General features: G+C 46.8%; 21 protein-coding genes. 9 read left to right on the forward strand and 12 right to left on the reverse strand.

Annotated elements, in window-relative coordinates; genetic code table 11:
• Positions 1-61 precede the first annotated feature (61 nt).
• The 3 genes from DWX62_RS20100 to DWX62_RS20110 are packed head-to-tail and all read right to left on the reverse strand — an operon-like array spanning position 62 to position 3,919.
• On the reverse strand, positions 62-763 hold the full coding sequence (locus DWX62_RS20100; RefSeq protein WP_005828898.1) for a LytTR family DNA-binding domain-containing protein: 702 nt from the start codon (positions 761-763) through the stop codon (positions 62-64).
• Between the two features lies 1 nt (position 764).
• Complete coding sequence (locus DWX62_RS20105; RefSeq protein ID WP_005828900.1) at positions 765-1,778, reverse strand: histidine kinase; 1,014 nt, start codon at positions 1,776-1,778, stop codon at positions 765-767.
• Positions 1,779-1,783: 5 nt separating this feature from the next.
• Positions 1,784-3,919, reverse strand: coding sequence for a TonB-dependent receptor (locus DWX62_RS20110; protein ID WP_034533151.1), 2,136 nt, complete (start codon positions 3,917-3,919; stop codon positions 1,784-1,786).
• A 196-nt stretch (positions 3,920-4,115) separates the two neighbouring features.
• Here DWX62_RS20110 and DWX62_RS20115 point away from each other — a divergent pair, with 196 nt between their 5' ends.
• Together DWX62_RS20115 and DWX62_RS20120 are read left to right on the forward strand one after the other, a co-directional pair.
• Positions 4,116-6,422 carry a bifunctional dihydroorotate dehydrogenase B NAD binding subunit/NADPH-dependent glutamate synthase gene (locus DWX62_RS20115; protein WP_005823564.1) on the forward strand — a complete coding sequence of 769 codons (2,307 nt, stop codon included), beginning with the start codon at positions 4,116-4,118 and terminating at the stop codon, positions 6,420-6,422.
• A 107-nt stretch (positions 6,423-6,529) separates the two neighbouring features.
• A complete protein-coding gene (locus DWX62_RS20120) occupies positions 6,530-8,176 on the forward strand; it encodes a S41 family peptidase (protein WP_005823566.1) in 1,647 nt (548 codons plus the stop codon).
• A 64-nt stretch (positions 8,177-8,240) separates the two neighbouring features.
• On the opposite strand, the gene panD is transcribed toward DWX62_RS20120, so the two are convergent.
• Both panD and panC read right to left on the reverse strand, forming a co-directional pair.
• Positions 8,241-8,594 carry an aspartate 1-decarboxylase gene (gene panD / locus DWX62_RS20125; protein ID WP_005823568.1) on the reverse strand — a complete coding sequence of 118 codons (354 nt, stop codon included), beginning with the start codon at positions 8,592-8,594 and terminating at the stop codon, positions 8,241-8,243.
• A 32-nt stretch (positions 8,595-8,626) separates the two neighbouring features.
• Positions 8,627-9,484 carry a pantoate--beta-alanine ligase gene (panC, locus tag DWX62_RS20130; protein WP_005823570.1) on the reverse strand — a complete coding sequence of 286 codons (858 nt, stop codon included), beginning with the start codon at positions 9,482-9,484 and terminating at the stop codon, positions 8,627-8,629.
• 246 nt (positions 9,485-9,730) lie between these two features.
• On the opposite strand from panC, the gene DWX62_RS20135 reads away from it, so the two are divergent.
• Together DWX62_RS20135 and DWX62_RS20140 are read left to right on the forward strand one after the other, a co-directional pair.
• Complete coding sequence (locus tag DWX62_RS20135) at positions 9,731-10,555, forward strand: glycogen/starch synthase (protein ID WP_005823572.1); 825 nt, start codon at positions 9,731-9,733, stop codon at positions 10,553-10,555.
• 23 nt (positions 10,556-10,578) lie between these two features.
• Complete coding sequence (locus DWX62_RS20140; protein ID WP_057282031.1) at positions 10,579-12,162, forward strand: DUF4270 domain-containing protein; 1,584 nt, start codon at positions 10,579-10,581, stop codon at positions 12,160-12,162.
• 80 nt (positions 12,163-12,242) lie between these two features.
• Here DWX62_RS20140 and DWX62_RS20145 read toward each other — a convergent pair whose 3' ends face one another.
• From DWX62_RS20145 to DWX62_RS20155, 3 genes are read right to left on the reverse strand one after another with little or no spacing between them, the layout of a single operon-like run.
• Positions 12,243-13,658 (reverse strand): glycoside hydrolase family 57 protein, encoded by a 1,416-nt coding sequence (locus tag DWX62_RS20145; protein WP_044467536.1) that lies wholly within the window; start codon positions 13,656-13,658, stop codon positions 12,243-12,245.
• Between the two features lie 17 nt (positions 13,659-13,675).
• A complete protein-coding gene (locus DWX62_RS20150) occupies positions 13,676-14,944 on the reverse strand; it encodes a glycosyltransferase family 4 protein (RefSeq protein WP_008666090.1) in 1,269 nt (422 codons plus the stop codon).
• A gap of 14 nt (positions 14,945-14,958) precedes the next feature.
• Positions 14,959-16,899, reverse strand: a complete 1,941-nt coding sequence (locus tag DWX62_RS20155; RefSeq protein WP_005823580.1) for a glycogen debranching enzyme N-terminal domain-containing protein — start codon at positions 16,897-16,899, stop codon at positions 14,959-14,961.
• A 170-nt stretch (positions 16,900-17,069) separates the two neighbouring features.
• Between DWX62_RS20155 and DWX62_RS20160 the strand changes: the two genes are divergently transcribed.
• Positions 17,070-17,759 (forward strand): rhomboid family intramembrane serine protease, encoded by a 690-nt coding sequence (locus DWX62_RS20160; RefSeq protein ID WP_005823585.1) that lies wholly within the window; start codon positions 17,070-17,072, stop codon positions 17,757-17,759.
• A gap of 101 nt (positions 17,760-17,860) precedes the next feature.
• Positions 17,861-18,523, forward strand: coding sequence for a Crp/Fnr family transcriptional regulator (locus DWX62_RS20165; RefSeq protein WP_005823588.1), 663 nt, complete (start codon positions 17,861-17,863; stop codon positions 18,521-18,523).
• 20 nt (positions 18,524-18,543) lie between these two features.
• Here DWX62_RS20165 and DWX62_RS20170 read toward each other — a convergent pair whose 3' ends face one another.
• The 4 genes from DWX62_RS20170 to mscL form a co-directional block, all read right to left on the reverse strand.
• Positions 18,544-19,230, reverse strand: coding sequence for an SGNH/GDSL hydrolase family protein (locus DWX62_RS20170; RefSeq protein ID WP_005823589.1), 687 nt, complete (start codon positions 19,228-19,230; stop codon positions 18,544-18,546).
• A gap of 81 nt (positions 19,231-19,311) precedes the next feature.
• Positions 19,312-20,619 (reverse strand): glutamine-hydrolyzing GMP synthase, encoded by a 1,308-nt coding sequence (gene guaA / locus DWX62_RS20175; protein WP_005823591.1) that lies wholly within the window; start codon positions 20,617-20,619, stop codon positions 19,312-19,314.
• Between the two features lie 39 nt (positions 20,620-20,658).
• Positions 20,659-22,212, reverse strand: a complete 1,554-nt coding sequence (gene guaA, locus DWX62_RS20180) for a glutamine-hydrolyzing GMP synthase (RefSeq protein ID WP_005823593.1) — start codon at positions 22,210-22,212, stop codon at positions 20,659-20,661.
• A 462-nt stretch (positions 22,213-22,674) separates the two neighbouring features.
• Positions 22,675-23,109: a large-conductance mechanosensitive channel protein MscL gene (gene mscL / locus DWX62_RS20190; RefSeq protein ID WP_005835461.1), complete on the reverse strand. Its 435-nt coding sequence runs from the start codon at positions 23,107-23,109 to the stop codon at positions 22,675-22,677.
• Between the two features lie 140 nt (positions 23,110-23,249).
• On the opposite strand from mscL, the gene gap reads away from it, so the two are divergent.
• The 3 genes from gap (at position 23,250) to DWX62_RS20205 (ending at position 26,979) form a co-directional block, all read left to right on the forward strand.
• Positions 23,250-24,260 carry a type I glyceraldehyde-3-phosphate dehydrogenase gene (gene gap / locus DWX62_RS20195; protein WP_005835458.1) on the forward strand — a complete coding sequence of 337 codons (1,011 nt, stop codon included), beginning with the start codon at positions 23,250-23,252 and terminating at the stop codon, positions 24,258-24,260.
• 140 nt (positions 24,261-24,400) lie between these two features.
• The gene (locus DWX62_RS20200; RefSeq protein WP_008666095.1) at positions 24,401-26,458 is read left to right on the forward strand and encodes a M3 family metallopeptidase; all 2,058 of its coding nucleotides are present in this window, start codon (positions 24,401-24,403) and stop codon (positions 26,456-26,458) included.
• Complete coding sequence (locus tag DWX62_RS20205) at positions 26,455-26,979, forward strand: DUF4847 family protein (protein ID WP_008666097.1); 525 nt, start codon at positions 26,455-26,457, stop codon at positions 26,977-26,979. Before DWX62_RS20200 ends, DWX62_RS20205 begins: the two co-directional genes overlap by 4 nt.
• Positions 26,980-26,985: the final 6 nt, after the last annotated feature.

Here is a 26,985-nt window from a genome sequence, read left to right on the forward strand (position 1 = left end):
AAACGTGAAATCCATGTAATTCGTGCCCGGAGTTTTATCATGACAAGCTTCTCCTGCGCAACTACAAAGTATTCTTCAAAATACGTGCAAACACCTCCTCGCGGAAATTACGTGCCACCGGAACAGTATGCCTCCCAACTATAATCCGATTGCCATCTATCATCTCAATCTTTTCCAAATTTATCAGATATGATTTATGGACTTGCTGAAATACTCCACCAGGAAGAGCCTCTATCATACGCTTCATGGTAGAACGTACAAGCAGCTTTGTGCTTTCCGTATAAATACAGACGTAATTTTCCAGCCCCTCCACCACCAGAATATCCTTAAACAACACCTTATGCATCTGACGGTCTGAACGGACAAATATAAAATTATTAGCTTCATCCGGCCATTTCTCCTGCTGCAAAAGACCATGTACTTTATTCACCGCTTTCAGGAACCGGTCAAACGAAATCGGTTTCAACAGATAGTCCGTAACATCAAGTTCATAACCTTTCAATGCATACTGCTCATAAGCGGAAGTGATAATCACATGAGGCGGATGGGCAAGAGATGCCAAGAGTTCAAGCCCCGAAAGATAAGGCATTTCAATATCCAGAAACAACAAGTCCGGCTGCTCAGTCTGCAAAAGAGTGTTCAACTGCATAGTATCTTCACATACACCCATTAAAGAAAGGAAATCCACCTTTTCCACATAGCGTTGCAATCCTTCACATGCAGTAGGCTCGTCATCGGTTATTACACATTTTACCTGTTTCATCCTATAATTCTATCACAAGTTTTACTCTAAACAAAGTATCTCCTCTATTTATGTCCAGCGTATGACGCTCCGGATATAGCAGCTCCAGCCTGCGCCTCAGATTTTCTATGCCGATTCCATGTTTTCCTTTCTGGTGCACTAATGGTTCCGGTATAGAATTTTCAATACTAAAACACAACTTGCCTTCTTTCAGACACATATCCATAGCTATAAAATAGTTCCCTCCCACATATTTGAAAGCATTCTCCACCAACGGTACAAACAACAATGGATAAATCTCAACCTGCGCCTCCATTTCATCGAAATGCACCTGCAACTGCAGCCGCTTCGTAGCACGAAGTTTACATAGGCTGATGTATTGTTTCAGATATTCCACTTCCACACGGACTTGCACTTTCTCCCCATCATTGTATAATTGGTAACGAAGCAAATCGGACAATTGCTCAAGAGTATGCCGCGGAGCCTCATTATTCTCATCTATCTGAAAATAAACCGTATTGAGTACATTAAAAAGAAAGTGTGGATGATATTGCGCTTTAAGGAATTTCAGTTCTGTCTGGAGCTGGTCATTTTTTATCTTCTCCAACTGCAGGCGTTGAGCTTCATTTTCCTTCTGTATCATCTGATTACGCAAGAATATATAAAAGAAGCCGCCAAGCAACATACTGACTATGGCCGGAACAGGCACATCGTATAAATCAAGACTTACCCCCATCAAAAAGCGGATGACCCACATCGTCAGAAGACACCAGACGGGAACCGTCAGGACAACTACCCCGTATTCCTGCCACCATACCAACTTCCGCTTCCGGCACAAACGAAGCCAATACTTCAATAGAAAAAAGATAGGATAAGACATGAAGAGTACCACAAGCATATCCTTCAGCATGAAATTCCACTCATTACTTTCCCAATAGTATTCATGTTTCGGAATATCATTCGCCACACGAATACACAGAAAAAGAATCACGGCAAATAATGCCGGCACCAGCCACTTGTTCCACAGTCTGCCCATAACAGTTACAAATTTACTCTTTTTGTTTCATCTATTTCTTTTTTCCTTCTGCTTTCTTTTGTCTCGCTGCCTTTTTGAAAACGCCAGGCGAAAGCAATACCCAGCACACGTTTGTTGTGCCGTTCGTCAACAAACGCCTGCACACCGGGAGATTGAATATCTACTTTTTGATAATTGGTGTTGAATACATCCTTGGCAAACAAGGTAACGGTGCATCTGTTACGGAACATCTTCTTTTGGATGCCGACATTCACTTCCAGCGCCGGATGTACTGTGGCTTGTCCGTAGGCCATTCGTCCATTATAATTTGCCGAAAGTTCGGCCGACCATACGGAAGTGAAAGCAAACTGGTTCATGCAGCCGAATATCGGGGTAAACATACGGTTTTTCATTTTCTGCCCTTGCTCCGTCCAACCATAATTATTATAAATACCGATAGCGGTCAGATTCACCTTCCAAAAAGAAACAGGTGAGAGGTTGGCGGCATGTACACGCATACCCGTCTGTACATAGGAAGACAGATTCTGGGGCATTACATAGATACGCCGCCCCTCCTGTTCGCGATAGCTCTTCATGATAGCATCATCTGTATGCGAGAAAAAGAGCACTGTCTGAAACCAGTCACGATACACATACCCCAACTCTATATTATCAGAGAAAGAAGGATGCAGCTTCGTATTTCCCCCTTCATGGGTATAGTCATCAAATATATAGGTAAAAGGATTCAAATCACCATAATTGGGGCGGGTAATACGCCTGCCATACGAAAGCTGAAACAGATGTTCCGAAGTCAAACCGTATTGCAAAGCAATAGTAGGAAACAATTGGAAGTAATTCGTTGTAAACGAAGAGTCTTTCTGTTGTGTATTTCCTCCAAAATCCCCGTGTACATGGGTATGTTCCAACCTTAGACCCGCTGAGATTTTCAAGCGGTCTTTCTCATAGCCGACTTGTAGATAAGAGGCATTGATATTCTCATCATATACGAATCGGGAACCAAGTGCCCCATCCGGCAGCCAGCCGGAAACCGACGGACGCATATAACCTGCCGTATTGTCTATCGTAACAAATGAGGTTTTGACTCCGGCCTGTAACTTCCAAACCTCACTCAATGGATAAACCGCATCTATCTGTCCGACATATAAGTCGGTATTTCCCTTCATATCCCCTTTCAATGTATCGGGCTTAAAACTATCCATCAACTGGTTTCCAACACGGTAGTAATGGAAATAATCAAAAGAAGCGCTGAGTTCTCCCCCTTCTCTTTTCAGCTTGTGCACCATACTGGTTCCGGCAGAAACATTATTCCGGTTTTGCTCCGCATGGCTGTAAGTATTTCCCGCAACTCCGGTTTCTCGGATTTCCGTAAACATGCCTGCATTTTCCCTTTGCCGGGAAAAGTTTCCACCCAATGAGACTCCCCAAACTGTCCGCTCATTGAGATAATAATCACATCCGGTACGAAAATAGTGCGAATAATTCCTACGCTTCCGGTAAGAGTCCTGCATCATCCTTCCTCCATCCCGTTCGAACGCACGGTCGATAAACAAGTCTATGACATCCTTCCCCTGATAATACGAATAGTTCAAATAAAGATTGAACTTATTCTCCCGGATATTCATGGAGGCACCTCCATAACCGCTACCCGTCCGTCCAAGACTGCCATTGCCGTTCAAGGCCAGATTCACACCGCGCAGTCTGATTTTTCTTGTACGGATATCAATCAACCCGGAGCTTCCCGCCGCATCGTGGCGTGCGGAAGGCTGGGTTATCAAGTCTATCTTATCAGCATTAGTTGCAGGAGTAGATTTCAACAGACTCATCAATTCATCTCCCGAAAGATAAGTAGGCTTGCCATCCATCAGAATCGTCGCACCGCTTTGTCCGTTCAGCAAGATATTACCATTGGAATCTATCACGACTCCCGGCAGGGAAGCAAGAACATCATAAAGACTTCCCGTACTTTGAGTGACTGACGCATCCATCCGGTAACTTGTTTTACCGGCAGATATTTCTACCAACGGGAGTTTAGCAGTTACCATAATTTCTTCCAAACGCTGGTCGGCAATCGTATCCTGCTGCGACCAAACCACCAAAGGCATACTCAATAAAATTGCCCCTAAAAAAACATTTCGATACATACTCTTCCTCATTTTTTATTTCAAAAGTAGGCAGGCTGTAGAAAGTGAACAAATTATAGTGACAAAGGAATGTTATCCAGTGACAACATGCAGTTTTACCCTATTCTTCTTTTGATATTACCAAATAACCCCTATCTTTGCAAAATCTATCAATCTGACAGTAATTGCGTAATTACACCAACAAAATTATTAGATAATGAATAAAATCATTAGCAAAGAACACTTTTCTGAAAAGGTCTTTAAGTTAGTCATTGAAGCACCATTGATTGCCAAATCACGTAAGGCAGGGCACTTTGTCATTGTACGTGTGGGCGAAAAAGGCGAACGTATGCCGCTTACCATTGCGGAAGCCGACCCGGTAAAGGGAACCATCACACTGGTGGTTCAGGAAGTCGGGCTCTCCTCTACCCGTCTTTGCGAACTGAACGAAGGCGATTACATTACGGATGTTGTCGGCCCGTTGGGACAAGCCACGCACATTGACAACTTCGGTACTGTGGTCTGTGCGGGAGGTGGTGTAGGCGTAGCTCCCATGCTCCCTATCGTGCAAGCGCTAAAAGCTGCCGGTAACCGCGTCATCACCGTGCTGGCTGGACGCACCAAGGAACTCATTATCCTTGAAAAGGAGATGCGCGAAAGCTCCGACGAAGTCATCATCATGACCGATGACGGCTCTTACGGACGCAAAGGACTGGTGACGGAAGGCGTGGAGGAAGTCATCAAGCGCGAGAAGGTAGACAAATGTTTCTGTATCGGCCCCGCCATCATGATGAAATTTGTTTGTTTGCTGACAAAGAAATACGAAATCCCCACGGATGTATCCCTGAATACGATTATGGTAGATGGTACCGGCATGTGTGGAGCTTGCCGAATCACCATCGGAGGAAAGACCAAATTCGTATGCGTGGATGGTCCTGAGTTTGATGGGCACCAAGTGGACTTCGACGAAATGCTGAAACGCATGGGTGCCTTCAAGAGCATCGAACGCGAAGAGATGCACAAACTGGAAGAACCTCAGACCTGCCAAGCCACCCATGAGAACGTGCAGGAAGCGGACGAGAAAAGCCGCAATGCCGCCTGGCGCCAAGAACTACGCAAGTCCATGAAAGCCAAAGAGCGTACCGCCATTCCACGTGTAGAGATGAACGAACTCGATGCGGAATATCGTTCGCACAGCCGCAAGGAGGAAGTCAATCAAGGCTTGACGGAAGAGCAGGCACTGACCGAAGCCAAGCGTTGCCTGGACTGTGCTAATCCGGGCTGCACGGAAGGCTGTCCCGTAGGTATCGACATCCCCCGCTTCATCAAGAACATTGAGCGCGGAGAATTCCTCGAAGCGGCCAAGACACTGAAAGAAACCAGTGCACTGCCTGCCGTCTGCGGTCGCGTCTGTCCGCAGGAAAAGCAGTGTGAATCCAAATGTATACACCTGAAGATGAACGAGAAGCCGGTAGCTATCGGTTATCTGGAACGCTTTGCCGCCGATTACGAACGGGAGAGCGGGCAAATCTCCGTACCGGAAATCAAGGAAAAGAACGGCATCAAAGTTGCCGTCATCGGTTCGGGTCCCGCCGGTCTGTCGTTTGCCGGAGATATGGCAAAGTATGGCTATGACGTTACCGTTTTCGAAGCACTGCATGAGATTGGCGGTGTATTGAAATACGGCATTCCGGAGTTCCGCCTGCCCAACAAAGTGGTGGATGTGGAGATTGACAACCTTGCCAAAATGGGAGTGGAATTCGTCAAGGACTGCATTATCGGTAAGACGCTCAGCGTGGAACAACTGGAAGAGGAAGGATTCAAGGGCATATTCGTAGCTTCCGGAGCAGGACTGCCCAACTTTATGAATATCCCCGGCGAGAACTCCATCAATATCCTCTCGTCCAATGAATACCTGACCCGTGTCAATCTGATGGATGCCGCCAGTGAAGACTCCGATACTCCGGTTCCTTTCGGCAAATGCGTAGCCGTGATAGGTGGTGGAAATACAGCTATGGACTCCGTACGTACCGCACGCCGTCTCGGTGCAGAGCGTGCCATGATTATCTACCGTCGTTCGGAAGAAGAAATGCCGGCACGTATCGAGGAGGTGAAACATGCCAAGGAAGAAGGTGTAGAATTCCTGACCCTCCACAACCCAATCGAATACATTGCCGACGAACAAGGAAAAGTAAAACAAGTGGTGCTTCAGAAAATGGAATTGGGTGAACCGGATGCCAGCGGACGCCGCAGTCCCGTACCCATCCCCGGAGCCACAGAAACCATCGACATCGACCTTGCCATCGTCAGCGTAGGTGTATCTCCCAACCCGATTGTCCCAAGCTCCATCAAGGGATTGGAATTAGGCCGGAAGGGAACGATTGCCGTCAATGATAACATGCAGTCGTCCATCCCGACCATCTTTGCCGGAGGCGACATTGTCCGCGGAGGTGCCACCGTAATCCTTGCCATGGGAGACGGACGAAAGGCAGCAGCAGCGATGAACGAGCAGCTAAAAAAATAAGAATCTGTCATGAAAGGTGGAGACATACGAACTCCACCTTTTTTATTCTACTACAACCTCTCCCTCTACTTGCCCCTTCTAGCATACAATTTAAATATTTCAAGAATATGAAACGTATTTATCTATCCCTCCTTCTCTGTTTGGCTTACCTATTGGCAAGCGCCCAAGAGCCCCTAAACGGGGATTCCCTTGCCTCAGACTTTCGGTATCTGGTAAAAGAACTGGCAGCAACCCATCCCGACCCTTACAGCGGCTTCGGAGGAAAAGTATTCTTCTACGAACAAGCTTTCCATCTGGAGAACGAGTTACGCCGGACTCCCGGTACGAAACAGACCTTTTTTGACAAGGTAAGCATTTTCCTATCCAATCTGCAAGACGGACATACCTACCTTTTACCTCCCACAGCCAATCAACAAGCAAATCAGCGTTACCTGGCACTGGAAGTACGCACCATCCCCGACGGCATTATACTTCAAGGAATCCCTGAAACGTACAAAGACTTGTTAGGTAGCCGTATCACAACCATCAACGGAGATTCTTTAGAAGAGGTACTGGCCCGCACTGCCGCTATCCAAGCCAGTGAAAACCTATATGACCGTTATGCCAATCTATGCAGGTCCATGCCTACGGAACATTTCTTGAGACAGCTTTTCCCTGAAATGAAAGACAACCTTCACCTCTCACTTCTTACTCCCGACGGCAAATCAAGAGGATTAACCCTTCCCTTATTGTCAAGGCAGGAAGTGCAAAACACACCCATGCAACACAATAACAGTTGGAAAGCTTATACAGACAAACAACTGGCCTATCAGTTCATAGACAACGACAAGCAAATAATGCTCATCAATATCAACAGTATCATGGCACGGGATAATTTTGAGTATATGCAAAAACAAGGGCTGAAAGATTTATACCGGCAAATAGGATTCTATTATCGGGATATCCTGAAACAAGATATGCCCGCCGATACCCTGCAAGCCATTCGGCAACTCCCGTCCCTTTCCGAAGTTTTCGCCCATATGCTGAAAGAGATGAAGAAGGAAGCCTCCTCCACCCTCATCATAGATTTGCGCAACAATAGCGGCGGCTGGACTCCAATTGTCCTACCCACACTTTACCAACTGTTCGGCGACCACTTCCTGCAAACGGATATGGATATAGAATTCTATCGTATCATCTCTCCCCTCTACATGCAAAAACTACAGACAAACTTACAGGATTTCAACCAAGCATACGGAACAGACTATGCCTACGGTGACTACACTTTTAGTACGGACGAAGCAGACACCACAAACATAGAACAGCGACGGACCGACTTCATCGAGAACTGCATGTCCAGTGTGCCGGAAGAACTGAGAAAGCAACAAGGAAAGGCGCTCTATACTCCGGAACACATTTACGTCATTACCAACGAACGTACCTTCAGTGCAGCTTTCCACTACACTTTCTATCTGTGGAAAATGGGTGCTACCCTTGTAGGAATACCCAGCGGACAAGCCCCCAATACCTACATGGAACAAACCTTATTCCGGCTACCCTATACCGGTATGCAAGGCTCTATCTCCAACTCCATACAAATATGCTTTCCGGGCAAAGACCGGTGTGCCCACACACTTTATCCAGACTTGATACCCACCTATCAAGATTACCAAAGATATAATTTTGATGTCCAAACTGAGATTCTGTATTTACTCGACAAGATTAAATCGGCTCCTCATTCTCATACGAACCCTGCGGAGAAGAATCAGAAGTAAAAACAAAGCCCCGTTTACAGATAAATTGCAAGCGGGGCTTTATTTCCATATTTCAATAAAGAGACTACTTCACCACCTTGTTCGTTGCCGGGTCGGGGAAAATCACCGTCGGCTTGAACGACTTGGCTTCTTCAAAGTCCATCAGCGCGTAGGACATGATAATAACGATGTCATCAGGTTGCACCTTACGGGCTGCCGCACCGTTCAGGCAAATTTTGCCAGAGCCACGCTCGCCCTTAATAATGTAGGTTTCAAAACGTTCACCGTTATTATTGTCGGCTATATACACCTTCTCGCCGGCAATCATGTTGGCGGCATCCATCAAATCTTCATCAATCGTAATGCTTCCCATATAGTTCAGGTTCGCTTCCGTGACGCGGGCACAATGGATTTTCGACTTCAACACTTCAATCATCATATCTTTATAAATTACGAATTACTAATTATAAATTACAAGGCAGCAGGCTCTTTGTACTTGATATTGTCAATCAGACGGACTTCCCCACAGAATACTGTGATGCAACCCACAGCATAAGAAGTTTCCTCCCAATCGGTAATCTTCTGTAAGGTATTGCCATCCACCAGCTCAAAGTATTCCAAACGCAATCCGGGGGCGGCTGCGATGGTGTCTTCCACAAACTTCTGTGTCTCAGCTACCGTATGTGAGGCTCCAAAGGTACGACTTTCAAATAAAGTCTGCGAAATTCTCAGTGCATTTTTGCGTTCTTCGGCAGATAAACGGGCATTGCGGCTGCTCAGAGCCAACCCGTCTTCCTCACGGACAATGGGACAGCCTACAATTTCCAAAGGATACTTCATCTGGCGGACCATCTCGCGAATAATTGCCAGCTGCTGGAAATCTTTCTCGCCGAAGTAGGCACGATCCGGCTGCACAGCATCAAACAGTTTGCTCACAATCTGGCAAACACCATTAAAATGTCCCGGACGGAATGCCCCTTCCATCACTGTGTCCAGCGGCGCATAGCTGAAACGGCGGGTATCCGGTTCCGGATACATCTCCTCCACCGAAGGAGCAAAGACAAATGCCGCTCCACACTCCTCCAGCAAACGGCAATCAGCCTCCGGTGTACGGGGATATTTCACTAAATCATTCTTGTCATTAAACTGGGTCGGATTTACAAAAACGCTTACTACGGCAGCGTCATTTTCTGCCACACAACGTTTCACCAATGAGGCATGACCGGCATGCAAGGCACCCATCGTAGGTACCAGACCTACCTTCTTTCCTTGGGCTCTCAAAGCCGAAAGTCCGGCCTGCAAGTCCTTGATAGTATGTACTATTTCCATTTTAATTGGTTATATAATAACTTGGTTGTTCGCAAAAGCGGTGCAAAATAAACCATTATTTAGCATATAAAGAAGAAATATCGCAAATTAATGCAAAACTCAGTACACTTTCCGGCAATTCCAGAAGCAGCTGTTTCGCTGAATAACAAGCAGTTAACAATTCATAAGGAATTATAGACGGGCTCCGTTTGCTTTATTGCCCGATTTTTTTTATATCTTTGCAGAATAATTGAGAACATTGTTATTATGACAAAGGCGAACAAGGTTTTATTTATAACCCAAGAAATTACCCCTTACGTTTCAGAATCCGAAATGTCCCTCGTAGGCAGAAACCTACCTCAGGCTATTCAAGAAAAAGGCAGAGAAATCAGAACGTTTATGCCCAAATGGGGAAATATCAACGAACGCAGAAACCAGCTGCATGAGGTGATACGACTCTCCGGCATGAACCTCATCATTGACGATACCGATCACCCGCTCATCATCAAGGTTGCCTCTATCCAATCTGCACGTATGCAAGTATACTTCATCGACAACGATGACTACTTCCAGAACCGCTTGCAGGTAACAGACGAAAATGGTGAAGAGTATGAAGACAATGATGCCCGTGCCATCTTCTATGCCCGTGGCGTACTGGAAACGGTGAAGAAACTGCGTTGGTGTCCCGACATCATCCACTGCCACGGCTGGATGACCGCTTTAGCGCCTCTGTACATCAAGAAAGCCTATAAAGACGAACCTTCCTTCAGAGATGCCAAAGTCATATTTTCCCTTTATGAAGATGACTTCAAACAACCTTTCCACGCAGACTTCTCTAACAAGCTATTGTTGAAAGGCATCGCCAAGAAAGATATTGCAGGATTGAAGGAACCCATTGACTACACAGCACTTTGCAAACTGGCTGCTGACTTCTCCGACGGCATTATCCAGCAAAGCGAACACGTCAATGAGGAAGTACTGAACTATGCCCGCGAATCCGGAAAACCGGTATTGGAATATCAATCTCCCGAGAACTTTGCTGAAGCCTGCAATGACTTCTACGACAAGGTATGGGAAACAGAACAAAAATAAAATCGATTTAGACAGTTAAAACTATGAAAGTAAGATACCTGGGAACATTGCTTTTGGCAGTCCTGACTTTCTTTGGATGCGATGACAACACCGGAACATTAGGTCTGGGTATGTTGCCCGATTCTGACGGCATGTCAGCGCATACTACTACTTTTAATGTAACAACACGTTCATTTGCCGTTGATTCCGTATTTGCCAAAACGAGTACCGGCTATATAGGCAAGTTTTCCGACCCGGAATTCGGTTATTACGAAACAAGTTTCCTTACGGAGCTGAACTGTACGGAAAACTTCTCCCTTCCGGAAGTGTATAAAGTGACCGAACGGGACAGTGAAGGAAATCCAATCAAGGCAACTGGTACAATGACTGCCGACTCGGTAGTTTCAGTGCAACTGGCAGTCTATTATTCCAGTTGGTTCGGCGACTCCCTGAATGCATGCCGGATGAGTATCTATGAACTGGACAAGAAGCTGGACAAAAATCGCTATACCAATATCAATCCAGAAGAATACTACAACAAGTACGACCCCAAGTCCCTGCTCGGACGTAAGGCTTATTCAGCTTTCGATACGTCTGTTCCGGATTCTGTGAGATTTGAAAAGGACAATAATGGTTATTATACTTTCTATCCCAATGTGACGTTCCCATTGGACAAGAAAACTTTCGGCGAAGACAGAATATTGAAGGTTTATCGCGAGCATCCCGAATACTTTAAAGACGCCGCAACTTTCATAGACAAGATTTTCAAAGGAGTATATGTAAAGAGCGATTACGGAGATGGAACCATCCTCTATGTGGATTATGTGGCTTTGAATATGCAATTCCGTTTCCACTACGTAAATGATACTACCGGTGTAGCACTGAAGAAAAAAGATGGTACAGACTCTTTGTTCTATAGCATGCAGACTGTATTTGCCTCTACCAAAGAGGTTATCCAGGCAAACCAGTTCCTGAATTCAGATTTGATAAAGGAAAAGGCTGCCGAATCTCAGCACACTTACATTAAATCTCCTGCCGGTATCTTCACCGAAGCTATCATGCCATACGATTCAATATACAACAAACTGACCAATGACACCCTGAATGCCGTGAAACTGACTTTCACGAATTACAATATAAACAGTGACTACGAATATAGCATGAGTGCTCCCAATGACGTGCTGTTGATACGTAAGCAGGAGTTGAAGAGCTTCTTTGAAGAGAACAAAGTCAGGGATAATATTACCTCATTTACAACCACCCACAATGCATTTGCTACCAATCAATATGTATTCAGCAACATAGCCCGGTTGGTTACCACTTGCATCAACGAAAAACAAGCTGCCAAGAAAGCCGCCAAAGAAAAGGCCGGCAGTTCTTGGAATGAGACAGAGTGGGAAAAAACTTGGAACAAAGAAAATGAAGACTGGGATAAGGTATTGCTGATTCCGGTTTCCATTACCTATGACAGCAGTACAAGCAGCAGCGGCAACAAAACCATAACCGGTATCCAAAACGACCTCAAGCCGGGATATGCCAAACTAAAAGGCGGCCCGAAAGAGAATGCAAAAGGCGAAGTGGAATCTCCGCTGAAAATAGAAGTTACATACACCAGTTTCAACAAGTAACTGACAGATATTCCATAAAAAAGCCTTCCGCTCATTGTAGAGCGGAAGGCTTTTTTGATTGATGGGATAAGCTGCCGATATTATTCAGCAGCCTTTTTAGTTATTTTCTTTGCAGCAGGCTTTTTGGCAGGAGCCTTGGCCTTTGCCGGTTTTTCTGCGGCAGATTTAGCTGTAGCCTTGCTCTCTTTCTTTTCTGCAGCCTTTATCTTCTCCAACTTGGCCTGTGCTTTCTCCAATTCCTTATGCAGTTCCTCTATCTCGGCACCTTGGTTCTGGATAGTGGTCAGCAATGCATTCAGTTCTTCGTTATCTATATCCACCGGATAGAGAGAATCGACACGTTTGATAAAGTCACCAAGAATATTCATATAATTGGTGAAAGCATCAAAAGGAGATTCATAAATGCCACGGTTCAAGCCGACACCGCTTTGCTTGGTAGTCATGAAACGGAAGTTGTTACTTGCCTGCAGATAATCCCAGTCCTGCTTGATACGGCGGTCATCGCAAAGATGGACACGTTCGGCAACACTATACAACTTGTTGAATGCTTCACGCTGCATCACGTTACCCAGCCAGCAGCTGGTATCTCTTTCTTCGTCCACCCAAGACATCGGATATGGAACGTCCAACTGGGAAACAGATTTCAGTTTGGTAACAATTTCCGTCGGTGTGGAGAAAGTAATCCCCTTTTCTTTGGCACAGTATGGAAGTGCCTTCAGGAATTCCAGAATATTGGAAGACAACGGCTGTGCCATGCCCAGAGCAGAGAGTTCCATAAAGATGTTGATGACCTGCTCTTCCTGCGGTAAAGCATCAATCCAGTTGATGTACTTGTCGGCAAACAAAGGATACTCGTTCCACTCGGAGTTGGAGAAGCGCAGGCTGATGTCGTCAGACAGCTTAAAGTCACGCAACAGCAACTTCAAGTTAGGATTCATGGAGCAATGGTATACATAGTGCGGACTCTTCCAACCCAAAACATGCTTGGCTCCTTCCGTCAGCATACCCTTGAATCCCAAAGCTGCCACCATCGCACCAATCTCGTCATTATAAATCAGACTGGAATTACGGAACACCTTCGGTGCCTTACCGAACATTTGCTTCATCTTAGCGCTCTGACGCATCACCTCTTCCTTGAAGCAATCCTCGTTGGCCAGAGAAGAAAGGCCATGGGAATAAGGCTCGGCAAGGAACTCACAGCAACCGGTATCATTCAGCTGGTGCAACAAGTCGATGACAGCCGGCGCATATATTTCCAACTGCTCCAGCGCAACCCCCGAAATGGAGAAAGCCACTTTAAACGCACCTCCGGAATTCTTCACCATTTCAATCAGGGTGTTCAATGCCGGGATATAAGAGCGTTCGGCTACATCATTGATACTGGTTTCATTGGCATAATCATCGTAGTAATAATGATCGGTACCTATATCAAAGAAACGGTAACGTTTCAGATGAATGATTTGATGTATTTCAAAATAAAGACAGATAGTTCTCATTTCTATTATTGTTTTTGTTATTTACCATAGTTTCTTAACACATCCTCGTAGAGGGCGCGGATTCTCAAACCTACTTTTTCCCACGTGATTCCATCCACTTCCTTCTTGCCTTCCTCCTGCAGATATTGGAAGAGAGCGGGATTGGTGCAGAGAGAATAAATGGCATCGGCCATTGCATGAATGTCCCAATAATCGGTCTTAATGACCTTATCAAGAATTTCACCGCATCCCGACTGCTTGGAAATGATGGAAGGAGTTCCACACTGCATGGCTTCCAGCGGAGCGATACCGAAAGGCTCGGAAACGGAAGGCATAACGAATACATCACTGTTCTTGTAAACCTCATATACCTGCTTTCCCTTCATGAAGCCCGGGAAGTGGAACCGATCGGCAATGCCCCGCTCGGCCGCCAAATTAATCATGGCATCCATCATATCTCCCGAACCGGCCATCACAAAGCGGATGTTGCGGGCACGCTGCAATACCAGCGAAGCTGCTTCCACAAAGTATTCCGGCCCCTTCTGCATGGTGATACGGCCCAGGAATGTCACAATCTTTTCTTTGGAATGGTCGGGACGCGGAATGTCCTGGTATTCCTGCGAGAGAGGATAGACGGCATTGTGCATGGCAAACACCTTCTTGGGGTTCTGATGGTACTGCTCAATAACCGTGCGGCGGGTCAGTTCGGACACGCACATGATGCAGTCGGCATAATCCATACCGTTCTTCTCCATAGAATAGACGGTAGGATTGACTTTTCCGCGCGAACGGTCAAAGTCCGTAGCATGGACATGGATACAGAGCGGCTTTCCGCTCACCATCTTGGCATGCACTCCGGCAGGATACGTCAGCCAGTCGTGGGCATGAATAATATCAAATTCCTGCTGGCGAGCCACTACTCCGGCAATCACCGAGAAGTTGTTTATCTCTTCGTGCAGGTTGCCGGGATAACCGCCGGCAAAGTCCATGCAGCCTATGTCATTGACGTGCATATAAGAGAAATCCGAATAAATATGGTCGCGGAAAGAATAATAATCTTCCGGCGTCATGTTGCGCGTCAGCCTCGACTTCAAATAATTGTAATCGACATCACGCCACACGATAGGCACCTGGTTCATGCCCACTATCTTCAAGAAGTCCTCTTCTTCGCCCGTCGGCTTGGGCATGCAGAAAGTAGTTTCCACATCACCCTGCAAACTTAATCCCTTAGTTATTCCATAAGAAGCAACCGCAAGACCACCATATATTTTGGGAGGAAATTCCCATCCAAACATTAAAACTTTCATCTTCGTTCCTCCTATTATAAATTATACTTAGACAATAACTTCAAGATACGCAGGATTTCCGCCGTATTCATGGCAAATGACACCGCCCCTCTTCCAACAAACGGAGGATTACCATCGAAGAGTTCGGGCAATGCGCCAATACAGTGGGAAGTCATTTCATCTTCCATACCGATGAGGTATCTCTCTACAAACGACACGCCACTCACTTTATAGATACGCAGATATGCTTCCATGTAGAAACCCATCAGCCACGGCCATGCCGTACCCTGATGATAGGCATAATCTCTTTGAATCTGAGGACCTACATAATTCGGATTGTATCCGCCACTCTTGGGGCTCAGTGTACGCAAGCCCTTCGGAGTCAACAGTTCTTTCGTCACAATATCAAGCACCTGTTTCTTCTGGGCCCTATCCAACGGAGAATAGTCAAAGGCAACGGTAAATATCATGTTGGGACGTACGCTCCAGTCCATCATATAACCATCCACATAGTCGAACAGATAGCCATACTCATTGCGGAAGACGTCTACGAAAGACTTTCCGGTGATTTCTGCCTGAGCGTCCAGTGTATCGGCAAGAATTTCATTGCCCCCCTCCCGAACCATATCGGCTACAAAACGCAGGGCATTGTACCACAGTGCATTCACTTCTACAATGTAGCCCGTACGTGGAATAACCGGGCGGCCATTGGCGGTAGAGTTCATCCAGGTAACCGCTTTCTCGGTGCCATTGGTATACAACAGTCCGTTTTCGTGCAGGAAGAGATTGTCATGCCTGCGTTCATGGATATAGTCAACAATCTCCTCGAGAAGATTACCGTACATCTGCCGGCAATTTTCACGCGAAGTCTCCTTGGCATACTGCTGTAAAGCCCAGACAGCCCACAGCAGCACATCCGGATGCTCCATCTCGTATATCTTATAGGAGGAAGGTTCTCCATTGATAAACTCACGGATAGCCTTTTCGGCTGTTTTCATCACGTCTTCAAATTCATCTTGCTCGCCTAAGGCCAAAGTAAGACCCGGCAGGGAGATGAACAAGTCACGGGCGCGACACTTGAACCAAGGATAGCCTGCAAGCACATAATGCTCCTCCCCCTGCTTGTTGTGAAACTGGTGCGCCGAGTTTTTCAGACAGTGGTAAAAACTGTCACGCGGAGTGCGGTCGGCCACCTCGGACTCAAAAGTCTGCTTCAGCTTGCGGGGAGAAATCTCGGAGATACCGGCGGAGAAGACAACGCTTTCCCCTTTCTTTATATCCACTTCAAAATATCCCGGCACATAAAGGTCTTCGTTGAAGTCATATCCGCGTTCCTGTTCTTTGGGATACTCGATACCACGATACCAGTCAGGCTGGAAGTGGAACTCATTCTTTTTGTTGAGCTGCATGAACAACTCCGGATAACCGGGATACATGCAGGTTTTAATGCCATTCTCTACCAACTGGTAGTCGCGGCTTGCCTGCGCATTTTCGTGCGTGTACTCGCGCACACTGCGGAATGCCAGGAAAGGGCGGAAACGAAGTGTGGTTGCCGAATGGGCATCGACCAAGGTATAACGAATCAGAATCCGATTTTCATGGTGTACGAAAATCTTTTCCTTACGAAGGATGACGCCTCCTACACGATAGGTAGTTGTGGGGATATTTTCACAGTCAAACTCTCGGATATACTTGTGCCCGTTAGGACTGAAGTGGTTTCCTTGATACTTATGCAACCCCAGGTTGAACTCCGCACCGTGCTGAATTACAGTTTCATCCAAAGAAGACAGCAGCACATGGTTTTCATCATCGAGGTTGGGGACCGGTATCACCAACAGACCGTGATATTTGCGTGTGTTACAATCTACAATTGTTGTACAATGATAGGCTCCCGACCTATTCGTCCGCAATATCTCCCTTGGCAAAGATTCTTGCAGATTAATCATCAGGGTCTTGTCAAATCGTAAATAACTCATAGTTGTGCATTATTTAAAGGTTAATTATTTCGGTATATGCGCTACAAGCCATGTAGCGATGCCCAAAAATACGAATTAAAGCTTATAGGCAAAATAAAAAGTCAGTTTTTTTTCGGTTTTCGTCAAATATTCCGTAGTATTGTACAAAAATAGCAATCACTGTACGAAATATGAAGCATGATATACGCAGAATGGCATTGGCGGCGGTTATACCCCTATTCCTGCTATTCATTTTATACATTTTAAAGTTTTTGGAGACAGGCATGGATTGGAACTTCACACGACTGGGAGTATATCCGATGGAACAGCGGGGCGTGTTCGGAATTTTCGCACATCCACTGGTACACAGCAGTTTCAAGCATCTGTTCGCCAATACGATTCCACTCTTTTTCCTGATGTGGTGTCTGTTCTATTTCTACCGGCATATAGCCCCCTACATCTTCTTTGCCATTTGGATAGGATGCGGTGCGCTTACCTTTCTTATAGGGAAACCGGGATGGCATATCGGAGCCAGCGGCATCATATACGGACTGGCTTTTTTTCTGTTCTTCAGCGGCATTCTGCGCAAACATGTACCGCTTATCGCCATTTCACTGTTGATAACGTTCCTATATGGCGGCCTGGTATGGAATATGTTCCCACAATTTGCCAAAGCCACCACTTCCTGGGAAGGACACCTTAGCGGAGCCATAGCAGGCACGCTATGCGCCATAGGCTTTATGGAATACGGTCCCCAACGGCCCGATCCGTTTGCCGGAGAGGAAGACGAAGAGGAAGACGAAGATGAGGAAAACAATGAGGATGAGGACGATAAGAAGGAAGAGGAGAAGGATGAGGATTCGTCTACAAGGATTGAATAGCACGTTTAAGAAACAATAAAAAAAACAAAAAGAGGGGCAAAGAGTTTACAGTACACCTTGATAATATCTACTTTTGTTTCAAAACAAGAAGAAAAAGCATTATGAATACAATGTTTGATACATTACTGCAACTGCCACTCTTTCAAGGACTCGCACAAGAAGACTTTACCAATATCCTGGGGAAAGTCAAGCTGAGCTTTACAAAGCATAAAGCCGGCGAAGTTATCGTGAAAGCCGGTGACACATGCAGTCAACTGATATTCGTATTGAAAGGTGAAATCTCCTCATGTACTTCATCTGCGAATACATCATACAGCTCCACGGAATATTTTCAGGCACCTTATGTCATCGAGCCACAATCTCTGTTCGGGATGAGCACCTCCTACGTCTCGGCCTATACCGCCCAAACCGAGACCCACACAGTGAGCATCAGCAAGGCTTTCGTCATGAGCGAATTGTTCAAATATGACATATTCCGCCTGAATTACATGAATATCATCAGCAACCGCGCCCAAAGCCTAAACAGCCGTCTTTGGGCAGAAAGCACCGACAACCTTGAGAAACGTATCGGCAACTTTATCCTGACACATATCGAACGTCCGTCAGGCAGGAAAATACTGAAAATAAAAATGGAAGAATTGGCTCAGGTGGTCAATGATACCCGTATGGGAGTATCAAGAGCGTTGAACAGCATGCAGGAGAAAGGCCTGCTCGAACTGCACAGAGGCGAGATGATGATTCCCGACGCAGAAAAGCTCTTATAGGCCACCTGAACCGAGATTTCCTACAACACCTTGTCTATCGCTTTCTTTATCAAGGCTTCCATCACTTTATACCCTTCTAGAGTGGGGTGTACCCCATCCCGGGTATACGAGGAGTTCAGAGCCTTATTGTCGCCTTCCACCATCTCACTGTAATAGTCGACATAAGGAATCTTGTTTTCCTGGGCATACTTCCGGATTCTGGCATTCAGCTGCATTATCTTTTGCGGAGCATCCTTCACCGAAGGATTCCAGCCAAAGGCAGCGGCAGGCAACACAGACGTCAAAATCACCTTTATCTTATTGGCCCGTGCCAGCTCTACCATAGACACTATATTTCCAAAAGTGTATTCTTCATTATAAGCGCCTGCATTTTCCGCAATGTCATTGGTACCTGCATTTATCACGACCAGCGCCGGAGCAAGCTTGATGACATCTTCGCGAAAACGGAGCAGGAAATGGGAAGAAGTCTGCCCGCCTATACCACGGCCCACATAACCGTTGTCTTCAAAGAAAGCGGCATCGTTTGCCACCCATCCTTCCGTGATGGAGTTGCCCATAAAAACCACCCGGTCCTTCTGTTTTCCCTTCCGTACCAGTTCCTTGTTTGCCTCTGCATAGCGTTTCAAATTTCCCCAGTCCTGCTTCTGTGCGTCAGAGGCTACCCAGGGGATGCACAAAAAGACAGCAATCATACATAAAAGTTTCATTGTTCTATTCTTTGTTGTTTTGTTATAAAAAAAACAGCCCCACCGTTTTTAAGGTGAGGCTATCATTATCATTGGTCAATCTCACTCCCACTCGATAGTCGCATTGGGTTTCGGAGACATATCATAACAAACGCGATTGACGGTTTTCACTTCCTTGAGAATACGGTCGGTAATCTTCATTAGGATGGGCCAGTCCACCGGCTCAATGGTAGCGGTCATGGCATCCACTGTGTTGACGGCACGGATAATGACGGGCCAGTCGAACGAACGTGCATTGTCGCGTACACCCACAGATTTGAAATCGGGCACCACAGTGAAATACTGCCATACCTTCTTATCCAGGCCTGCCAGTTGGAATTCCTCACGCAGAATGGCATCCGACTCGCGTACAGCCTCCAAGCGGTCACGGGTAATGGCTCCCAGACAACGTACTCCCAATCCGGGACCGGGGAACGGCTGACGGTAAACCATCTCGTACGGCAATCCAAGCTCTACACCGCATGCACGTACTTCGTCCTTGAACAGCTGGCGCAACGGCTCCACCAATTCAAACTGCAAATCCTCGGGCAGACCGCCTACGTTGTGATGAGACTTCACCATCTTGGCTGTTTTTGTGCCACTCTCTACAATATCGGGATAGATGGTACCTTGTCCCAGGAAGTCGATACCGTCCAGCTTGCGGGCTTCTTCCTCAAAGACACGGATAAACTCTCCGCCGATAATCTTGCGCTTTTCTTCCGGGTCAGCCACGTTTTCCAGCTTGGAGAGGAAACGGTCTGTAGCATCCACGTATATCAAGTTAGCTTTCAGCTCCTTGCCAAAGATTTCCACCACGGCTTCCGATTCGCCCTTACGCATCAGTCCGTGGTTCACGTGTACGCAAACCAGCTTGTCTCCGATGGCTTTCAGCAGCAAAGCGGCCACCACGGAGCTATCCACACCACCGGACAGTGCCAGCAGCACCTTACGGTCGCCCACCTGACGACGTATCAACTCCACCTGGTCGTTGACGAAATTCGTCATGTTCCAGTTCGCCTCAGCCTTGCAAGTATCGAATACGAAAGATTTCACAGCCTCCTTGATGGCTTCCACATCATCCGTAAACTGCGGCAGCTTCACTTCGCACAGCGCCTTGTCGTGTCCGGCAGCCATTACGGGGAATCCCGCTTCGTAAATCTCGGGCAACACGTCGATGGACACCCCGTCAACCACATTGTTGGGGCCGCCGTTGATGATGATGCCTTTCACATTCGGCAAGGCCTTCAGTTCGGCGGCAGTAATGTCGTGCGGGTAGATTTCGCTATATACTCCCAACGCACGAATCGCCCGGGCAAGCACTGTGTTCTCATGGCTTCCCAAATCCAGAATCACAATCATATCCTGCTTCATTCTTCTATATTGTTTTTAAGTTAATAATTTCAGTAGGTCTTATTCCCATTCTATTGTGCTGGGTGGTTTTGAAGAGATGTCATAGGTCACGCGGTTCACACCTTTCACCTTATTTATAATGTCGTTGGACACCTTACCCAGGAATTCGTAGGGCAGATGCGCCCAGTCGGCTGTCATGGCATCGGTGGAAGTGACGGCACGCAAGGCCACTGCACGTTCATAGGTGCGTTCGTCGCCCATCACGCCCACACTCTGTACGGGCAGAAGAATGACGCCCGCCTGCCAGACCTGATGGTAGAGCGATGTCTCGTTGCCGTCGGCATCCTGCACTTTCCAGTCACGCAAGCCCTGAATGAAAATATCGTCGGCTTCCTGCAAAGTATGCACCTTCTCCGGTGTTATATCCCCCAGGATGCGGACAGCCAGTCCCGGACCGGGGAAAGGATGACGGGTAATCAAATGTTCGGGCATTCCCAATTCGCGTCCCACGCGGCGTACTTCGTCCTTGAACAGCCACTGCAACGGTTCGCACAGACGGAGGTTCATCTCCTCGGGCAGACCGCCCACGTTGTGATGGCTCTTGATGGTCTTGCCCGTAATGTTTAGGCTCTCGATGCGGTCGGGATAAATGGTGCCTTGTGCCAACCAACGGGCATCGGTTATCTTGTGCGCTTCGGCATCGAAGACCTCGATAAAATCGCGGCCGATGATTTTACGCTTTTGCTCAGGCTCGGTCACTCCCTCCAAATCCTTGAAGAACTTCTCGCTGGCATCCACGCCAATCACGTTCAGTCCCAGGCATTCGTAGTCGTGCATCACATTCTTGAACTCATTCTTGCGAAGCAGTCCGTGGTCCACAAAGATACAGGTCAAGTTCTTGCCAATGGCACGATGCAGCAACACGGCGGCTACCGAAGAATCCACACCGCCACTCAGTCCCAGGATAACTCGGTCGTTGCCAAGCTGCTCCTTCAGTTCGGCCACAGTAGTATCTACAAACGATGCGGCGCTCCAGCTCTGGCTGCAACCGCATACGTCCACCACGAAGTTGCGCAGCATCTGCGTACCGTCCTCGCTATGAAATACTTCCGGATGGAACTGCACTCCCCACATCTCCTCGCCGGACACCTGGTAAGCAGCAATCGCTACCTTGTCCGTAGAAGCTATAATCTTGAAGTTGTCGGGAATGGCTGTAATCGTGTCTCCATGGCTCATCCATACTTGGGTATTCTTCCTTACCCCTTTGAAAAGGACATTCTCCGAATCGAAAGAACCGAGATGGGCACGTCCGTACTCGCGGGTTCCTGCCGGCTCCACCCGTCCACCGTTGCTGTAGGAGATAAACTGCGCACCGTAGCAGATACCCAGAATGGGGTATTTCCCACGAATCCCGCTCAAATCTACCTTGAATGCACTCTTATCATAAACAGAAAAGGGGCTACCCGAAAGGATAACTCCTTTTACACTCTCATCTCCGTATGGAAATTTGTTGTAAGGTACAATCTCGCAATAGACATTCAATTCGCGCAGCCGGCGGCCGATGAGCTGCGTGGTTTGCGAACCGAAATCAAGAATAATAATCTTCTCTTGCATATAAATCCGTATAGACTTTAATAAATGATTTGCAAAAGTAGAAAAAGTAAAGGAATTATCAGGGATAATGTGACAGAAAAACGTTTTTTTACTAAAAACAGCTTTAATTTCAGGCTAGAACTATCCACAAGGATACTAAAAGCTATTCTTACTACAACCGTGCTGTTTTCTTACCACAGCTATGCAACTTGCTTACCACAGCAATGTTATTTTCTTACCACGGCTGTGGTAAGATTACTGCTTAGTATAAAAAGGGACAGTTTCCGGCGGTACCGGGGAGAGTTAAATGCATTAGGGAATGTATCAAAAGCCATGAACGCTTTCATCATGTTATAATATTAGGCGCGGAATTCTAAGACCTACGCAAGTTTCCTGTGCAAAAACTTGTGTAGGTCTTAGAATTCCGCGCCTAAAAAAAGCGTCAAGAGGGTTTTGACATCCCTATGAAGTTCCGCTTCGATATTACTTTTCTTTCAGCAAATCACGGATTTCGGTCAGCAGCACCTCTTCCTTGCTCGGGGCAGGGGGAGCCGGAGGAGCGGCAGGTGCCTCTTCTTTCTTCTTTTCAGTCAGCTTGGTCAACAACTTTATGAACATGAAGATAGAGAATGCTATAATCAGGAAGTCGAAGGTGACCTGCAAGAAATTACCGTAATTCAGGGTCACGGCAGCAATTTCTTTTCCGTCCACCATTTCGGCAGGTTTCAGCACCCACTTCAAGTCTGTAAAGTTGACACCGCCCACCAGCAGCCCGATAGGAGGCATAATCACATCTGCCACAATGGAGGAGACGATTTTTCCGAATGCCCCACCGATAATCACACCGACGGCCATGTCTATCACATTGCCCTTCATGGCAAAAGCCTTAAATTCCTGTAAAAATGAACTTTTTCCCATCTTTTCAATTATTTAATTATGATTTTGGTTACGAATATAAAAACATTTTCTTACTTTTGCACCGCAAATCAGAAAGAATTGCAATTAGTAAGCGAAAGTTTATTTTTAAACATTATAAAACCCTTAAAAGTTTAAACAAAATGATTAAAGTAGGTATTAATGGATTCGGACGTATCGGACGTTTCGTATTCCGCGCTGCAATGAAGAGAAACGATATTCAGATCGTAGGTATCAACGACCTTTGCCCGGTAGATTACTTGGCTTACATGCTGAAGTATGACACTATGCACGGCCAGTTCGACGGTACTATCGAAGCTGATGTTGAAAACAGCAAGCTGATCGTTAACGGTCAGGCTATCCGCATCACTGCAGAAAGAAACCCGGCTGACTTGAAATGGAACGAAGTAGAGGCAGAATACGTTGTTGAATCTACTGGCTTGTTCTTGAGCAAAGACAAAGCTCAAGCTCACATCGAAGCCGGCGCAAAATATGTTGTAATGTCTGCTCCTTCTAAGGACGACACTCCGATGTTCGTTTGCGGTGTTAACGAAAAGACTTACGTTAAGGGTACTCAATTCGTATCTAACGCTTCTTGTACTACCAACTGCTTGGCTCCTATCGCTAAGGTATTGAACGACAAATGGGGTATCACTGACGGTTTGATGACTACTGTTCACTCTACAACTGCTACTCAGAAGACAGTTGACGGTCCTTCTATGAAAGACTGGAGAGGTGGTCGTGCTGCTTCCGGCAACATTATCCCGTCTTCTACCGGTGCTGCTAAGGCTGTAGGTAAAGTTATCCCGGCATTGAACGGCAAACTGACTGGTATGTCTATGCGTGTTCCGACTTTGGACGTATCTGTAGTTGACTTGACAGTTAACTTGGCTAAGCCCGCTACTTACGCTGAAATCTGCGCTGCCATGAAGGAAGCTTCTGAAGGCGAATTGAAGGGTGTTCTGGGTTACACTGAAGATGCAGTTGTTTCTTCTGACTTCTTGGGTGACACTCGCACTTCTATCTTCGACGCTAAGGCTGGTATCGCTTTGACTGATACTTTCGTTAAGGTTGTATCTTGGTATGATAACGAAATCGGTTATTCTAACAAGGTTCTTGACTTGATTGCTCACATGGCATCAGTTAACTGCTAATATACAGTTAGAAAATAATAAAAAATAGGTGACTTCTGCAGAAGTCGCCTATTTTTTTTGCAATTTTGCAGCTAGTTCGTTTTTTATCAGACCCTTTAAACATGATGAAGATTATACTAACTCTAATATTGCTTTGCTTTATGAACACTATATCGTCTCAAAATCCTTTTTTTGAAACATACTCCACGCTGCACAGCACTGTCCCGTTCGACAAGATTAAGACCGGAGATTACGTACCCGCCATCCGCGAAGGCATCCGCCGCCAAAATGCGGAAATAGAGGCCATCATCCGCAATCCGGAAGTCCCGACATTTGCCAACACAGTGTTGGCCTACGAGAAGTCCGGTGAGATGCTCCACCGTGTCAGCACTGTATTCGGCAATCTGCTCAGTGCCGAAACGGACGATGACCTACAGGAACTGGCCAAAGAAATCATGCCGATGATGAGCGAGCATGAAAACAACATCAGCCTGAACGAAGAGCTGTTTGCACGTATCAAAGCTGTTTACGAACAGCAAGACAAAGAAACATTGAGCCCGGAACAGCACAAACTGCTGGAAGACATTTATAACGGCTTTGTACGCAACGGTGCCAACCTCCTGGGAGAAGATAAGGAGAAATACCGGGCTTTATGCAAAGAGCTCAGCCTGCTGACGCTGCAGTTCAGCGAAAACAACCTGAAAGAAACGAACGACTACAAGCTTGTCATCACCGACAAGTCACAACTGGCCGGGCTGCCCGAGAGCGCGGTAGAAGCCGCTGCAGAGACAGCCGGGGAAAAAGGCGTCGAAGGCTGGGTATTCACCCTGCAGGCTCCCAGCTATGGCCCTTTTCTGACCTACGCAGACAGCCGTGACCTGCGCCGTGAGCTATATATGGCCTACAATACGAAGTGTACGCATGACAACGCCAGCAATAACCTGGAAATTGTAAAGAAACTGGCCAATGTCCGTATGGAGATTGCCCAACTCCTAGGCTATGACAACTTCGCCGAATACAACCTCCAGGAGCGCATGGCACAAAACAGTGAGTCCGTGTATAAGCTGCTGGACCAACTGCTGGAGGCTTACACGCCTACCGCCAAACAAGAATATGCAGAAGTGCAAGCCCTGGCACGCCAAGCGGAAGGAGAAGACTTCGTCCTGATGCCGTGGGACTGGGCGTACTATTCCCATAAACTGAAAGACCGGAAGTTCAATATCGACGATGAGCTGCTCCGCCCTTACTTTGAGCTGAACAACGTGAAGCAAGGCGTATTCGGCCTGGCAACCAGGCTGTATGGCATCACCTTCAAGAAGAATCCGGATATTCCCGTTTATCATAAGGATGTGGATGCCTACGAAGTCTTCGACAAAGACGGGAAATTCCTTGCCGTGTTCTATACCGACTTCCACCCCAGAGCAGGCAAGCGCTCGGGAGCCTGGATGACCAGCTACAAGGAACAGTGGATTGACGAAAAGACCGGTGAGAACAGCCGTCCCCACATATCCATTGTGATGAACTTCACCAAACCGACACAGGACAAACCTGCTTTGTTGACCTTCGGCGAGGTAGAAACCTTCCTGCACGAATTCGGCCACAGCCTGCATGGTATGTTTGCCAATACCACCTACGGGAGCCTGAGCGGGACCAACGTGTATTGGGACTTTGTGGAACTCCCCTCCCAATTCATGGAGAACTTCGCCATCGAAAAGGAATTCCTGCATACGTTTGCCCGCCATTACCAGACCGGAGAGCTGATACCGGGCGAACTGGTGCAGCGCATTGTGGATTCCTCCAACTTCAACGCGGCATACGCCTGCCTCCGCCAGGTTAGCTTCGGCCTGCTCGATATGGCTTGGTACACACGTAACACCCCGTTTGAAGGTGACGTGAAAGCCTATGAAAAGAAGGCTTGGGAAAAAGCACAGATTCTGCCTTCTGTGGCAGAAGCCTGTATGAGTACACAGTTCTCCCATATCTTTGCCGGAGGATATTCTGCCGGATATTACAGTTATAAGTGGGCAGAGGTACTGGATGCGGACGCTTTCTCGCTATTCAAACAGACGGGCATCTTCAATCCGGAGACAGCCGCCTCCTTCCGCGAGAACATTCTTTCCAAAGGTGGAACGGAGCATCCGATGACGCTCTATAAACGTTTCCGCGGACAAGAGCCTACAATCGACGCATTATTAATCAGAAATGGAATAAAGAAATGAAGAGACTTATAAGGAACATCTTTTGCATGTTGCTCATGTTTTCGCTGCTCCCCCTGCTAAGCGGTTGCGACAACGAGGACGATGTTATCGGAATATTCACCGGGAAGACATGGAAGCTCAGCCGACTCACCAATAAAGGCAGCAATGCCCAATTCTATCCAAACCTTTGGAACAACAATGAGGAAGAGATGAAGAAGAGTCTGGACAAGCTATATAATCAGAAAAACACCTTCACCCTCAATTTTGAAGGTACTGAACTGGATGGAGAACTGATGGGCACCACCGTCAACGGACAAGGCATCAACTCAAGCGTCAACGGCACTTGGAAAGCCAACGGAGCTTCAGGCTCGCTCAGCATCAGTGTGAAGGTTACGGGGGCTGCAGAAAGCGATGCACTGGCCAAGGCATTCATCTCCGGATTGCAAAACGTGTACAAGTATGAAGGGGATGCCAATTCACTGACCCTCTATTTTAAAGACGGACCGACAACCAGAGTCATGGGATTCACCCCGCAACGATAAAGCATA

Source organism: Bacteroides sp. AF20-13LB (assembly GCF_003603065.1).
In the GTDB taxonomy this organism is placed as follows: Bacteria; Bacteroidota; Bacteroidia; order Bacteroidales; family Bacteroidaceae; genus Bacteroides; species Bacteroides uniformis.

What these genes read in the sequence shown, in the direction of transcription:
- DWX62_RS20100 (WP_005828898.1), bottom strand. Translation starts at nt 763, where the DNA reads ATGAAACAGGTAAAATGTGTAATAACCGATGACGAGCCTACTGCATGT.
- DWX62_RS20105 (WP_005828900.1), bottom strand. Translation starts at nt 1,778, where the DNA reads ATGGGCAGACTGTGGAACAAGTGGCTGGTGCCGGCATTATTTGCCGTG.
- DWX62_RS20110 (WP_034533151.1), bottom strand. Translation starts at nt 3,919, where the DNA reads ATGTATCGAAATGTTTTTTTAGGGGCAATTTTATTGAGTATGCCTTTG.
- DWX62_RS20115 (WP_005823564.1), top strand. Translation starts at nt 4,116, where the DNA reads ATGAATAAAATCATTAGCAAAGAACACTTTTCTGAAAAGGTCTTTAAG.
- DWX62_RS20120 (WP_005823566.1), top strand. Translation starts at nt 6,530, where the DNA reads ATGAAACGTATTTATCTATCCCTCCTTCTCTGTTTGGCTTACCTATTG.
- panD (WP_005823568.1), bottom strand. Translation starts at nt 8,594, where the DNA reads ATGATGATTGAAGTGTTGAAGTCGAAAATCCATTGTGCCCGCGTCACG.
- panC (WP_005823570.1), bottom strand. Translation starts at nt 9,484, where the DNA reads ATGGAAATAGTACATACTATCAAGGACTTGCAGGCCGGACTTTCGGCT.
- DWX62_RS20135 (WP_005823572.1), top strand. Translation starts at nt 9,731, where the DNA reads ATGACAAAGGCGAACAAGGTTTTATTTATAACCCAAGAAATTACCCCT.
- DWX62_RS20140 (WP_057282031.1), top strand. Translation starts at nt 10,579, where the DNA reads ATGAAAGTAAGATACCTGGGAACATTGCTTTTGGCAGTCCTGACTTTC.
- DWX62_RS20145 (WP_044467536.1), bottom strand. Translation starts at nt 13,658, where the DNA reads ATGAGAACTATCTGTCTTTATTTTGAAATACATCAAATCATTCATCTG.
- DWX62_RS20150 (WP_008666090.1), bottom strand. Translation starts at nt 14,944, where the DNA reads ATGAAAGTTTTAATGTTTGGATGGGAATTTCCTCCCAAAATATATGGT.
- DWX62_RS20155 (WP_005823580.1), bottom strand. Translation starts at nt 16,899, where the DNA reads ATGAGTTATTTACGATTTGACAAGACCCTGATGATTAATCTGCAAGAA.
- DWX62_RS20160 (WP_005823585.1), top strand. Translation starts at nt 17,070, where the DNA reads ATGAAGCATGATATACGCAGAATGGCATTGGCGGCGGTTATACCCCTA.
- DWX62_RS20165 (WP_005823588.1), top strand. Translation starts at nt 17,861, where the DNA reads ATGAATACAATGTTTGATACATTACTGCAACTGCCACTCTTTCAAGGA.
- DWX62_RS20170 (WP_005823589.1), bottom strand. Translation starts at nt 19,230, where the DNA reads ATGAAACTTTTATGTATGATTGCTGTCTTTTTGTGCATCCCCTGGGTA.
- guaA (WP_005823591.1), bottom strand. Translation starts at nt 20,619, where the DNA reads ATGAAGCAGGATATGATTGTGATTCTGGATTTGGGAAGCCATGAGAAC.
- guaA (WP_005823593.1), bottom strand. Translation starts at nt 22,212, where the DNA reads ATGCAAGAGAAGATTATTATTCTTGATTTCGGTTCGCAAACCACGCAG.
- mscL (WP_005835461.1), bottom strand. Translation starts at nt 23,109, where the DNA reads ATGGGAAAAAGTTCATTTTTACAGGAATTTAAGGCTTTTGCCATGAAG.
- gap (WP_005835458.1), top strand. Translation starts at nt 23,250, where the DNA reads ATGATTAAAGTAGGTATTAATGGATTCGGACGTATCGGACGTTTCGTA.
- DWX62_RS20200 (WP_008666095.1), top strand. Translation starts at nt 24,401, where the DNA reads ATGAACACTATATCGTCTCAAAATCCTTTTTTTGAAACATACTCCACG.
- DWX62_RS20205 (WP_008666097.1), top strand. Translation starts at nt 26,455, where the DNA reads ATGAAGAGACTTATAAGGAACATCTTTTGCATGTTGCTCATGTTTTCG.